Annotated in this window: 13 protein-coding genes; 4 read left to right on the top strand and 9 right to left on the bottom strand. The window is 72.5% G+C overall.

Annotated features, from left to right (window positions below):
- Positions 1–5: 5 nt before the first annotated feature.
- Positions 6–812, bottom strand: coding sequence for a DUF881 domain-containing protein (locus ACJ5H2_RS00200; RefSeq protein WP_408897543.1), 807 nt, complete (start codon positions 810–812; stop codon positions 6–8).
- Between the two features lie 44 nt (positions 813–856).
- On the opposite strand from ACJ5H2_RS00200, the gene ACJ5H2_RS00195 reads away from it, so the two are divergent.
- Positions 857–1363 (top strand): cell division protein CrgA, encoded by a 507-nt coding sequence (locus tag ACJ5H2_RS00195; RefSeq protein WP_408897542.1) that lies wholly within the window; start codon positions 857–859, stop codon positions 1361–1363.
- A gap of 165 nt (positions 1364–1528) precedes the next feature.
- Here the strand turns inward: ACJ5H2_RS00195 and ACJ5H2_RS00190 are convergent, their stop codons facing one another.
- Entirely contained in the window at positions 1529–2443 is a 915-nt protein-coding gene (locus tag ACJ5H2_RS00190; RefSeq protein WP_408897541.1) for a rhomboid family intramembrane serine protease, read from the bottom strand.
- A 10-nt stretch (positions 2444–2453) separates the two neighbouring features.
- Complete coding sequence (locus ACJ5H2_RS00185) at positions 2454–2963, bottom strand: peptidylprolyl isomerase (protein WP_408897540.1); 510 nt, start codon at positions 2961–2963, stop codon at positions 2454–2456.
- A gap of 171 nt (positions 2964–3134) precedes the next feature.
- On the opposite strand from ACJ5H2_RS00185, the gene ACJ5H2_RS00180 reads away from it, so the two are divergent.
- Positions 3135–3533, top strand: coding sequence for a hypothetical protein (locus tag ACJ5H2_RS00180; protein ID WP_408897539.1), 399 nt, complete (start codon positions 3135–3137; stop codon positions 3531–3533).
- A 27-nt stretch (positions 3534–3560) separates the two neighbouring features.
- On the opposite strand, the gene ACJ5H2_RS00175 is transcribed toward ACJ5H2_RS00180, so the two are convergent.
- From ACJ5H2_RS00175 to ACJ5H2_RS00165, 3 genes are all read right to left on the bottom strand, one after another.
- Positions 3561–4790 (bottom strand): MFS transporter, encoded by a 1230-nt coding sequence (locus tag ACJ5H2_RS00175; protein ID WP_408897538.1) that lies wholly within the window; start codon positions 4788–4790, stop codon positions 3561–3563.
- Between the two features lie 77 nt (positions 4791–4867).
- Positions 4868–5203 (bottom strand): DUF3817 domain-containing protein, encoded by a 336-nt coding sequence (locus tag ACJ5H2_RS00170; protein ID WP_408897537.1) that lies wholly within the window; start codon positions 5201–5203, stop codon positions 4868–4870.
- Positions 5200–6030, bottom strand: coding sequence for an SURF1 family protein (locus ACJ5H2_RS00165; protein WP_408897536.1), 831 nt, complete (start codon positions 6028–6030; stop codon positions 5200–5202). The genes ACJ5H2_RS00170 and ACJ5H2_RS00165 overlap by 4 nt, the downstream gene beginning before the upstream one ends.
- 226 nt (positions 6031–6256) lie before the next feature.
- On the opposite strand from ACJ5H2_RS00165, the gene ACJ5H2_RS00160 reads away from it, so the two are divergent.
- Complete coding sequence (locus ACJ5H2_RS00160) at positions 6257–6979, top strand: FadR/GntR family transcriptional regulator (protein WP_408897535.1); 723 nt, start codon at positions 6257–6259, stop codon at positions 6977–6979.
- Positions 6976–7686: a sterol desaturase family protein gene (locus ACJ5H2_RS00155; protein ID WP_408897534.1), complete on the top strand. Its 711-nt coding sequence runs from the start codon at positions 6976–6978 to the stop codon at positions 7684–7686. The genes ACJ5H2_RS00160 and ACJ5H2_RS00155 overlap by 4 nt, the downstream gene beginning before the upstream one ends.
- A gap of 74 nt (positions 7687–7760) precedes the next feature.
- Here the strand turns inward: ACJ5H2_RS00155 and ACJ5H2_RS00150 are convergent, their stop codons facing one another.
- The 3 genes from ACJ5H2_RS00150 to ACJ5H2_RS00140 form a co-directional block, all read right to left on the bottom strand.
- Positions 7761–9200, bottom strand: coding sequence for a purine-cytosine permease family protein (locus tag ACJ5H2_RS00150; RefSeq protein ID WP_408897533.1), 1440 nt, complete (start codon positions 9198–9200; stop codon positions 7761–7763).
- A gap of 160 nt (positions 9201–9360) precedes the next feature.
- Positions 9361–10296, bottom strand: coding sequence for a hypothetical protein (locus ACJ5H2_RS00145; protein ID WP_408897532.1), 936 nt, complete (start codon positions 10294–10296; stop codon positions 9361–9363).
- Positions 10297–10449: 153 nt separating this feature from the next.
- Positions 10450–12081: an alpha/beta hydrolase gene (locus tag ACJ5H2_RS00140; RefSeq protein ID WP_408897531.1), complete on the bottom strand. Its 1632-nt coding sequence runs from the start codon at positions 12079–12081 to the stop codon at positions 10450–10452.
- Positions 12082–12191: the final 110 nt, after the last annotated feature.

Genomic DNA, 12191 nt, shown 5'->3' with positions numbered 1-12191 from the left:
CCGGCTCAGCGCAGCGGCTGCGCGTACTGCAGGTCGACCACGCCGTCGTACGCCGGGGCGTCGACCCGCTCCTCGACCTCGAGCGACCAGCCCATCTCGATGAGCGGGTTCGCGGCGTCCTTGCGGTAGCCGGTGACGATCGGGTCGGCGTCGAGCGAGGAGTACAGCTCCTCCGGGTCGCCGACGGCCTCGATGACATAGGGCTGCGGGAAGGGCTCGCCCTGGAGCTGCACGACCGGGCCCTTGCAGCGGATGCCGGTGGTGGAGATGACCCGCTGGCCGGCGATCGTGACGGCGCTGGCGCCGCCGGTCCACAGGGCGTTGACGACGGCCTGGATGTCCTGCTGGTGGACCAGGAAGCGGTTGAGGCTGATCCGGTCCTCGGGCTCGAGGCCCTGGTTGCGCTCGAACGCCGCGTCGAGGCGCTCCTCGGGCGCGTCGGAGAGGGTGATCCGCAGGCCGGGCCCCGAGCGCGGGGTCATGCCGGCGGGGTCGCGCAGCTTCGCGATCTCGCGGCGTGCGTCGCGCACCCCCTTGTCGCCGACGCCGGCCGAGAGGCCCTCCACCTGATCGGAGAGGTCCTGGTAGCGGTTCTCGACCTTGCGGTAGTCCGCGGCCTCCCCCGCGACCAGTCCCGCGAGGTCGGTGTAGCGGCCCGGCCGCAGGTCGGAGCCCTCGCTGTTCGTGGCCGAGACCGCGAGCAGGGCGCCGCTCAGCAGCACCACGACGGGTGTGCCCACCCGCCAGGCGCGCGAGCGGCGCGCCGCCTCGGGTCGGCGGCCCGTCGTACCTCCGGCGTGGGCACCCGTCATACTGACAGTGTCCACCACCACTGAACCTGATCGAGGAGCCACCCGTGGCGAAGTCGTCCCGCCTGTCGAAGCGCAAGGAGCGCGAGGTCTTCGGCGACCCGGAGCGCGGCCCGGTGATGAGCCTGCGGTTCGCGATCGCGCTGCTGCTCATCCTCGGCGGCATCGGGTGGATCCTCTACTACTACTTCGGCATCCGGCCCACCGACGGCTTCGGCAGCATCGGCGAGAACGGCAAGGTGCGCCAGCCCGGCGGCCCCTCCTTCTTCGCCGACCTCGAGGGCAAGAACTACCTGATCGGCTTCATCGCCTTCTTCCTCGGCCTGATGGTGGCCGCACACCCGTCCACCCCGCTCGGCCGCGGCCGCGGCGTGGTGGTCGCGATGCTGGCGTGCTTCATCGTCGGCCTGGTCTGGATCTGCGTGTTCTACATCTTCCTGACCGGCAACGACCCGAAGGACATCCCGATCCTCAACGACCTCGGCCAGAAGAACCTCTTCGTCGGGATCGGGTTCATGGCGGTGGGCTTCGCCTACGCCACCCGCTGGGAGTAGGCCCCCGGGTACGACGCACGCGCCGCGCCGGCGGACCTCCTGGGTCCCCGGCGCGGCGCCGCTTTTCCCCAGGGATCTCCACAGCTGGGGAGAACTACACGCGTGTGATTCCTCCACAACGGTGGAGAACCCTGGGGACAACTCCCACCGGCAGAAGTTGGCGGGTCAGGTGAGGGTGAGGGTGCGCAGGGCGACGGCCGCGAGGAGCAGCACCGTGATCGCGCCGAGGCCCGCCACCTGGACCGCCGTACGACGCTCCCGCGGCGCGTAGACCAGGACCGCGGCGATCGCGGCGCCGCCGAGCAGGCCGCCGAAGTGTCCCTGCCAGGAGACGTTGGGGACGGCGAAGGTGATCACCAGGTTGAGGCCGATCCAGAAGAGCAGGCCCTGCACGTTGCCGCCGAGCTTGATGCCGACGACGACGAGGGCGCCCATCAGGCCGAAGACCGAGCCCGAGGCGCCGAGGGTGGTGCCGAACTCCGCGGACAGCCAGTAGACGGCGACGGAGCCGGCCAGCCCGGCGAGCAGGTAGAGCGCGAGATAGCGCGCGCGGCCGAGGACGGACTCGAGCTGCGGGCCGAGCACCCACAGGGCGAGCATGTTGAACCCGAGGTGGAGCGGCTGCACGTGCACGAAGAGGCTGGTCAGCAGCTCCCAGAGGCCGCCGTCGCTCACGCCGGGCACCCAGTACGTCGACGTGGCGGCCTCGCAGGCCTGCTGGGTGGCGATCGCATAGCCCTCGCCGTCGGAGCACAGGCCTCGCGCCCGCAGGGCGAGGTAGTCCACCAGCCGGCTGGTGCGCTCGCCGGTGGCCATGATCGCGATCCACACGACCGCGTTGATGCCGATCAGGACCAGGGAGGTCAGGCCGGGGTTGGCCGAGATCTGGCCCCCGTACGCCGTCTTCGCCTGCCGCACGGACGCGCGGCCCTCCGCGATGCAGTCGGGGCACTGGAAGCCGACCGCCGCGTCGCGCATGCAGTCGGGGCAGATCGGCCGCTCGCAGCGCTGGCAGCGGATCCAGGTCTCACGGTCGGAGTGCCGGTAGCAGGTCGGCACTCCGACCGGAGGGGTGGTCATCGCGCGTGCGTCAGCCGACGAGCTCGACGGACTCGATGACGACCGGCTCGACCGGCCGGTCCATCGGGCCGGTCTGGACGCCGGCGATGGCGTCGACGACGTCGCGGCCGGCCTGGTCGGCGACCTCACCGAAGATGGTGTGCTTGAAGTTCAGCCACGTGGTCGGGCCGACGGTGATGAAGAACTGCGAGCCGTTGGTGCCGGGGCCGGCGTTCGCCATCGCGAGCAGGTAGGGCTTGTCGAAGACCAGCTCGGGGTGGGGCTCGTCCTTGAAGGTGTAGCCGGGCCCGCCGGTGCCGGTGCCGAGCGGGCAGCCGCCCTGGATCATGAAGCCGGGGATGACCCGGTGGAAGGTGAGGCCGTCGTAGAACTTGCCGGTGCGGCCGTTCCCGGCGTCGTACGCCTTCTCGCCGGAGGCCAGGCCGGTGAAGTTGGCGACGGTCTCCGGCGCGTGGTTGGGGAACAGGTTGAGCGTGATGTCGCCCTTGTTCGTCTTCAGGACGGCCTGCTGCTCTGCCATGGAAGTGCCTCGTCTCGAGCTGTGGGGATGCGGTTCGGATGATGATGGGAACGGACTCGATCCTACTGACCGCGGGTGTACGCGCCGGGGTCGACGTGGTGGGATGGAGCATCGGCCACGAACCGTGGCCGACGGACGACTCAGGCACTGCACCGCGAAGGAGAGCTCGGGATGGGAAAGCTGAAGAAGCTGGTGGTCCTCGGGGCGCTGGGGGCGCTCGTGTCGGCGGTGGCCAAGCGGATGCAGGCCGGTGGCGACGGGTCGCCGTGGCAGTCCGCCCCGGAGCCGACCACCCCGACCACTCCCTCCAGCCCGACCCCCTCGACCACCTCGACGACCTCGACGACGTCGCCGGCGGAGCCGACCGACCCGCTCCCGCCGACCCCGCCGCTGCCCCCGGAGTCCCCGGAGCCGCCGGCGCCCCCCGTGCCTCCGGCTCCGCCGGCGCCGGCCCCCGACGAGCTGCTCGTCGACAACGCGCCCGAGCCGATCGACGAGCCCGACCAGGTCCCGCCGCCGCCGGCGCCGGACCCGCTGACCGACCCGCTCCCCGAGGAGCCGCGCGGCTGAGCCCGCGGAGGGCGGGGGCGGCGCACCTCAGCCTCGGCCGGCGGCCGCACGTCCGCGCAGCGTCAGCGCCGCGGCGAGGCCGATCGCCGCGCTGACCAGCGCCACGACCAAGGGCCAGCCCGACCGGTCCGCCACCAGCGCGCCACACGCCGTGCCGGCGCTCCCTCCGACGAAGTACACCGCCATGTAGGCGCTGTTGAACCGGGCCGGCGCGGCCGGGTCGATGGCGAGGACGGTGCTCTGGTTGGCGACCTGGGCGGCGAACAGGCCGGCGTCGACCGCCGCCAGGCAGGCCAGGACGACGACCGGACTGCCGAGCGCGAAGGCCGACCCCGCCGCGGCGAGACCCGCCAGGGCGAGGCCGACGAGGATCACGCGGCGGGGACCGACGCGGTCGGTCCAGATCCCGGCGAGCGGGGTCGCGGCGATCCCGGAGAGGCCCGCCAGCGCGTAGAGGCCGATCCGCTCCGCCGAGAGGGAGTACGGCGGCTGGGACAGCGCGACCGCCAGACCGGCCCACAGGGCACAGAACGCGAAGAACCAGAGCGCGCCGCGTACGGCGGCCAGCCGCAGCTCGCCGTACCGGAGGAGCACCGCCGGCAGGCTGCGCAGGCCGGCGAGGAGGTCGCGCCCGGTTCCCGCAGCGCTGCTCGGCAGCATGCGCAGGCAGCCCACGGCTGCCACCGCGCAGGCGAGGGCGACCCAGAGGAGCATCTCGCGCCAGCCGAGCAGCTCGGTCAGCCAGCCACCCACGACCCGGCCTGCCAGGATGCCGGCCGCGATGCCCGCCGTGACCACGCCCAGCACCGTCGCGCGCCGGTGTGCGGGGGTGAGCCGGCCGGCGAGCGAGCTGAGCGCCGCGCCGACCGCCGAGAACCCTCCGGTCAGTCCCAGCGCCACGCAGATCACCACCACGCCACCCACGGCCCCCACGAGGGCTGCGCCGGCCGTCAGCACCAGGGTCGCGGCGAGGCTCGCGAAAGCGGCGGCGAGGAGCCGGTTCGGCGGGTGCCGGTCGACGAGCGGGACCAGCAGGACCAGCCCGAGCAGGTAGCCCACCGGTCCCCCGGCGAGGGCCAGACCGACGGTGGCGAGATCCGTCCGGAGGGTGTGCGCGACGTCCGCGACCGCGGGGTGCAGCAGGTACACGGTCGACGTGCCGAGCGCTGCGGCCGCGGCGAGGAGCACCACGAGTCCGCGGGTCGGGCCCGCCTCCTCCGGACGGAGTGCGAGGTCTACGGCGTCAGGGGTCGTCATGTCGACGACCGTAGGAAGGCGGACTCCCTGATGCTGGCGGGAATCCGACCTCACCGTCCCTGGGCCGTTCCCCCGGGTCAGGACGTGGCGAGCTCCGGGTTGTCCTCGCGCAGGCGCTGGGCGACCCGGCGCTCCACCCAGAAGATCAGGCCGGGCACCAGACCCGCGACGAGCATGAGCAGCAGCTGGGGGATGGTCCAGCGCGCCTTCTGGGTGAGCAGGAAGGCGATCACGACGTACACGATGTAGATCCAGCCGTGGATCAGCCAGATCGGCGTCAGGTCGTCGCCGAGCCGCTGCAGGGTGGTCCCCTCCTCGAGCAGGTACTTCAGCACGGAGCCGACGGTGCCGACGAGCAGGAGCACGCCGACCACGAGCGCGAGCACGCGGTAGACGGTGAAGAGCTTGGTCACGGCTTCGAGGGTACGGCGCCGGGCTCGGCCGCCGAGACGCCGGGGCCGCCGGGCTCGTGCGGCGCGGACGGCTGCTCGGGCTCGTCGGGGGCGCGCTCGATCGTCGCGTCGCGCACGTAGCGGAACCAGATGAAGGCGGCGAAGGCGGCGAAGACCCACCACTCGATGGCGTAGAGGAGGTTGCGCAGGCCGGTGAACCGGCTCGCCTCGGGCAGCTGGTCGAGGGTGGCGCCCTCGACACCCGCCTCCGCGTCGGCGGCCTGCGGCTCCTGGGCCACCACGTAGGCGCCGTACAGGTCCTGGTCGACGCGCTGGACGAGGTCGGCGATCCGCAGCTCGGGCAGGAGGTCGTCCGCCGGGTCGGTGTCGGTGCCGCTGCCCGCCTCCGGCGGCTGGAGCCAGCCGCGGACCTCGACCTCGCCGGCCGGCGGCGGGGGCAGGTCGGCGGGGTCGGTGCCGTCGGCGACCCAGCCCCGGACGACGGCGATCGCGGGGTCGTCGGCCGCGCCGACGGTGATCGGGGTGACCAGCCAGGCGCCCTCGGCTCCGTCCGCGCCGGCGCGCCCGGTGACCAGGACCGTGCCCTCCGGCAGGAAGGTGCCGCGCACGTCCACGGGCCGGCCCAGCCCGGCGGTCGGGAAGGGATCGTCGGGGCCGATCACCTCGGAGATCGGGACGGGCGCGGACCGGGTCAGGTCGACGCGCTCGGCGTCGCGGCGGGCCTGCCACGCGTCGTACTGCCAACCGCCCATGCCGACGGCGATCCCGACGCAGACCAGCCCGAGCAGGTGGGCCCCCCACAACCGGATGCTCCACCACCGCGTCACCCCTGCAGCCTACGAGGCACGCCCGGCCCCTCGCTCCGCGAGGTGTGAGATGTGGGGGCGCGAGGTGTGAGAAGTGGGGGCGCGAGGTGTGAGAAGTGGGGGCGCGTCCCGGCAGAACTCACACCTCATACCCCCACAACTCACACCTCGCGGCCCCACATCTCACACCTCGCGGGACTGGTCTTACCACTTGACCACCTGGCCACGGCGGCCTACGGTGGGCGGCATGGCCCTGCGACCCGTGACCCGACGATCCGTCTCCGACCAGGTCTTCGACCAGCTCCTCGACGACGTGGTCGACGGCGAGCTGCCCGCCGGCGAGCCGCTGCCGAGCGAGCGGCGGCTCGCCGAGGTGCTCGGCATCTCCCGGCCCGCGGTGCGCGAGGCGCTGCAGCGCATCGCCCAGACCGGCCTGGTGGAGGTCCGCCACGGTGGCGCCACCCTGGTGCGCGACTTCCGCCGCGCGGCGGGGCTGGACCTGCTGCCCCGGCTGCTGGTCCGCGCGGGCCGGCTCGACACCTCCGTCGCCCGCAGCGTGATCGAGGCCCGGGCCGAGGTCGGCCCCGGGATCGCGGCGCTCGCCGCCGAGCGCGGCGGCCCCGTCCTGGCAGCATCGCTGGACGCCCTCGTCGAGGAGTTCGGTACGACGACCGACGCGGTCCGCTGGCAGGTGCTGGCGCTCGACTACTGGGACCTGCTCGTCGACGGCGCCGACTCGATGGTCTTCCGGCTGATGTTCAACAGCCTGCGCGCCGCCTACGAGCCGGCCCTGCCGGCCCTGGGCAGCCTCCTGGCCGACGAGGTCGGCGAGGCCGAGCCCTACCGGCTGCTCGCCGCGGCGGTCCGCGCGGGCGACGCCCCGACCGCTCGCGCCGCCGCCGCCCGGGTGCTCACCCCGACCGCCGAGACCCTGCTCCATGCCTTCGCCGCGATGGGGGCCGAGCAGTGAGCCCCCGCGAGGTCGAGGAGCTCGCCGCCCGCCAGGTCGAGCGCGACGCTCGTCGTACCAGCCTCTCCCTGGGTCAGGTGCTCGCGGAGTTCTGGCGCCACCCGAGTCCGTACCTGCTTGGCACCTGTCTGGCCGCGGCCGTCACCGGCCGGGTCCTCGCGGGCCCCGGGTCGTGGTGGGAGCTGGCGATCCCGCTCGGCCTGCTGGCGATCCTGCCGCTGGTGGAGTGGGTCGTCCACGTGTTCATCCTGCACTGGCGCCCGCGCCGCCTCGGGCCGGTCACCCTCGACCCGCTGCTCGCGCGCAAGCACCGCGCCCACCACGCGGACCCCCGGGCGATCCCGCTGGTGTTCATCCCCTGGCAGGCGCAGCTGTGGCTCGCGCCGGCATGGACGGCGCTCGCCTGGCTGGTCACCCCGACGACGGCGTCGATGTTCACCCTCCTGGCCGCGGTGTACACATTGAAGTCGGGCTACGAGTGGACCCACTACCTACTGCACAGCGACTACCGCCCGCGCTCCGCGTGGTACCGCCGGATCTGGCGCAACCACCGGCTGCACCACTACAAGAGCGAGCACTACTGGTTCACCGTGACCTCCGCCGGTACGGCGGACCGGCTGTTCGGCACCGCCCCGGACCCGGCGACGGTGCCGACGTCCCCGACCGCGCGCAACCTGCACGGCCTGGCCGACCTCACCGCCGACTGAGCGCGCCGACGCCGGTGGTTGAGGTGCGAGCGCCAGCGAGCCTCGAAACCTCCGGCGCCGCCCCTGCGACGACCTCAGCGCACCGGACCCGCGCCGACCGCCTCCGGCATCGTGATCGTCTCGGCGGGCGGGTTCGACGTACGACGCGCCCAGGCGAAGTAGATCGCGGCGGTCACGACGAGACCCACGATCCACGACACGTCGGCGCCGCCGAGCGCCTCGGTCATCGGACCGGTGTAGAGCTTCTGCGCGAGGAACGGGATCTGCGCGAGGACGCCGACCGTGTAGCAGACCAGCGCGGTCGCGTTCCACCGGCCGTAGCGGCCGTCCGGGTCGTAGAGCGCCGGCACGTCGACCCGCTCGCGGGAGACCAGGTAGTAGTCGACCAGGTTGATCGCGCTCCAGGGCGTGAACACCATGAGCAGCACGAGCACGAAGTTCTTGAAGTTGTCGAGGAAGTCGGCGGAGGCGAACAGCGCCACGCCCACCGAGGCCGCGAGGAAGGCGCCGATCAGCAGCGCGCGGGTCAGCGGCGAGACCGAGCTGCGGCGGGTGAACGCCGAGGTCGTGGTGAGGATGGTCATCAGGCCGCCGTACGCGTTGAGGCAGTTGACCGCGAGCTTGCCGCAGACGATGACGAGGTAGATCACCAGCGCGGCGAGACCGCCGCCGGCGAGCTCGCCCATGAACCCGACCTGGTTGCCGAGGAAGCCCGCGCCGCCGGCCGCGATCGGGATGGACGCGATGACGGCGCCGAGGGTCATCGACCACTGTGAGCCGAGGACGCTGCCGAGGAAGGTGGCCCAGAAGGTCGTCGTGGCGGGGGTGTCGGCGGGGAGATAGCGCGAGTAGTCGGCCACGTACGGGCCGAAGGTCAGCTGCCAGCCGGCGCCGAGGGAGACGGCGAGCAGGAAGGTGACGATGTCGAAGCCCTTGGTGCCGAACAGGCTGGTGACGTCGTAGTCCGCCACGATCTTCACGCCGAGATAGGTGAAGCCGACGATGCCGACGACGGTCGACACCTTGCCCATCAGGTGGATGTAGCGGTAGCCCAGCGTGGCGACCACGGCCGTGAGGACGCCGAAGAGCACGATGCCGAGCTTCGGCGCACCGAGGTGCAGGCCCTCGCTGAGCGCCTGGCCGGCGAGGACGCTGCCCGTCGCCGCGAAGCCGAGGTACATCACCACGACGAGCACGAGCGGGATGACCGCGCCGTACACGCCGAACTGGGCGCGCGAGGAGATCATCTGCGGCAGGCCGAGCTTGGGCCCCTGGGCGGAGTGCAGCGCCATCACGGCGCCGCCGAGCACGTTGCCGACGAGCAGGCCGATGATCGCCCAGAGCGCGTCGGCGCCGAAGACGACCGCGAGGGCGCCGTCGACGATCGCGGTGATCTGCAGGTTGGCGCCGAACCAGAGCGTGAACTGGCTGCGCGGGGTGCCGTGCCGCTCCGCGGTGGGTACGACGTCGATGGTGCGCCGCTCCATCCGGGTGACGGGCGTCGTGCTGGTCATGGTGGGCCTCCTCGTCCAGGCCGCTGGTGTGACCTGGACCTCCATTCGACGACGCGGCCGCGGAGGCGCGGAAGGCCCGCTGCGCGGGTTGTGTCTCGGATCCCAGATGGACCCCTCGCCGAAAGTAAGGGGGAGGGCGCCGGCCGGGCGGGTCGGCCGGTCAGCCCGGGCAGACGGTGAACGGCAGGTGCCGCTCGCGGGTGAGCTTCGCGGCCGCCGGCGGGTCGGCGAGCACGTAGCCGAGCCGTCCGCTCGCCGGGTCCGCGACGGCACGGCTCATCACGAGCGCGAACTCCGGGTCGGTCGGCGGCATCACGTCGGCCAGCCGCGCGCGGTCGAAGGCGTCCTTGCGCTTCTCCCCGAGCTGCACCGTCACCAGCTCGGTGCCGAGGGCGACGGAGTAGGCCTCGAGCTCGTCCAGCGCCCGCAGCGCGGCGGCCGGCGCCGCGGCGAGCTGCGCCTGCATGCCGGCGCCGAAGACCGTGTCGAAGGGGGTGCAGCCGCGCTCGACGTACGTCGAGACCGCCTCGCCGCCGGTGAGCGCGACCAGCGCGGGGTCGGTGCCCCAGGTGTCCTCGACCGCCGGGGGCTGGGTGGAGGTCACCAGGTGCCGGTCGTCGTCGACGACCGCACCGGCCAGCGGGCCGACCCCGGCCTCGACGGCGCGGCGGACGGCGGCCATCGCGACGTCGTCGTGGAAGGCGAGCACCCAGCCCCGGGCGTCGGGGCCGGACCAGCTGGCCTCCCAGGCGACGTCGTCCTGGGTGACGGCGAACTCGCTGCGCAGCCGGCGGTCGACCGGCCGCAGCAGACCCTGCGACAGCGCCGCCGTCCGCGGCAGCCGCCGCCAGAAGCGCTCCCGCTCGGGGGCGGGTGTGGCCTCGTCGAGGGTCGAGAAGCCGAGCACCAGCCGCAGCTGGTCGAAGTCGGTGACCTCGAGGACGGTCGCGTCGGCGGGCACGAGCGCCAGCACCGCGGCCGAGGGCTCCTTGGCGGCGTCGTACCCGGTCACCACGACCTGGGGCTCGGGCACCTTCTGGTGCACCGGCTTGGGCTCCTCGCTGCACGCGGCGAGGAGAAGGACCCCGGCCAGCATCGCGCCGACCCTCCCCACACCACTCACTCGCCGCATCTTGCCATGACGGCTGGGAAACGGGGGCGGGCGCCGACGAGTTCGTCGACGCCCGCCCGTGGGTGCAACCACCCGGGTGTTCCGTGCTCTCCCGGCAGACCTCTGGCGTGGGCTGCCTCAGCGGCCCGAGGACTGGGCCTCGAGCAGCAGCGTGCGCAGGTCGGCCGGCATCCGGTCGTCCACCGCCAGCGGAGCGGCACCGCGGGCCGAGGCGCTCGCCGTCGGCTGCGGCACGGGCTCGCACTTGAGGTCGCTGCGCTTGTTCTTCTTGCGCTTCGGCAGCACCCCGGTGTCGAGGTAGCTGGCGATCAGGTTGTCCGTGCAGGCGACGCCCGACAGCGAGCCGGAGTGCGTCGTACCGCCCACGCCCTCGATGAGGAAGGACGTGCGGAACTTCTTGCGCGTGGCGACCGCACCCGAGAACACCGTGGCGGCGTCCTTGGTCTCGGCGATCATCAGGATCCGCGACTTCACCTTCTTGCCGCTGACGTCGAAGGCGTCCCGCGACGGCGCCGGCCAGTTCAGGCACGGGGCGTTGTACCAGGTGTTGCCCCAGGTGAGGAACGGGTGCTTGGCGTGCACGCGCCATGCGTCGGCCTCGGTCTTCTTCCAGCCCGGCCAGTGCGCGTCGGTGCACTGGACCGCGTTGTAGACGGCGAAGCCGTTGTCGTCGCCGGGACCGGCGTACATGCCGATGATGTCCGTGCCGTCGCCGGTCTTGACCAGCTTGGCGTAGGCCAGGCCGATGGCGTTCCAGTCGTAGACGTAGTAGCCGGCGCTGAGCAGGACGTCGCTCAGCTCGTCGGGGCCGAGCTGGCCGTTGGCGGCCGGCTGCTTGTCGAGCCGCTTGAGCAGCTTGTAGTAGCCCTTGCGGATCGCCTTGCCGCTGGTGCCGAGGCCGAAGACGGCGTCGTTCTTGGCGAGCCAGTTGAAGTAGACCTTGATGTTCTTGTCGAACTGGATGTTCTGGTCGACGTTGGCCTCGTAGAACGCCTTGTCCGCGTTGAGGACGCCGTCCCACACGAAGCGACCGACCTTCTTCGGGAAGAGGGTCGCGTAGACCTGGCCGAGATAGGTGCCGTAGGAGAAGCCGTAGTAGTTCAGCTTCGGCGCACCGACCGCGCGGCGCAGGCTCTCGAGGTCCTGGGCGACGTCCTCGGTGCGGATGTGCTTGAGCAGGCGCTTGGCGTCGGCCTCGGAGCACGCCTTGGCGTACTTCTTGGTGACGCGCTTCCACCAGCGCAGGTCCTTGTTCCGCTTCGGCACGTAGTTGGGCCGGTCATAGCCCGCGCCCGGGTAGTTCGGGTTGCAGCTCAGCGACGGCGTGCTGCTGCCGACGCCGCGCGGGTCGAAGCCGTACCAGTCGTACTTCGCGCCGACGCCGTTGGGGATGGCTGCGCCGAGCCGGGCCATGCCGAGACCCGAGCCGCCGGGACCGCCGGGGTTGGCGGCGATCATGCCCTTGTAGTCGGGGTCGGTGTGGAGGATCCGGCTCACCGCGACGTGGATCTTCTTGCCCTTGGGCTTGTCGTAGTCGAGGGGGACCTCGAGCATGGCGCACTGGGCGCCGGCCTTGGCCAGCCGCTCGTTGGTGCAGGCGCCCCAGACGGGCACCGGCGGGGTGTAGGGCTTGGCCGCCACCCGGGCCACCCGGTCCTGGGCCTGCGGCGCGGCGCTGCTGCTCCCTCCGGGGACCAGCAGTGCGGTGGCCGTCGCGACCGAGGCGACGATCGTCAGTGCTCTCTTCACTTCACAACCTTCCGAGATGTGGTGTCCGCGAGATGGCGCCGGGCGAACCGACGCAGGTCCGACCCTGCCTCGTCGTCTCGTATTCGTCCACCCCGACGCGCGGGAAGATC

It is taken from the genome of Nocardioides pymetrozini (assembly GCF_046058985.1).
Taxonomy (GTDB): domain Bacteria; phylum Actinomycetota; class Actinomycetes; order Propionibacteriales; family Nocardioidaceae; genus Nocardioides.
The sequence above is the reverse complement of the archived record's forward strand: the minus strand, read 5'-3'. Positions and strand labels throughout refer to the sequence as shown.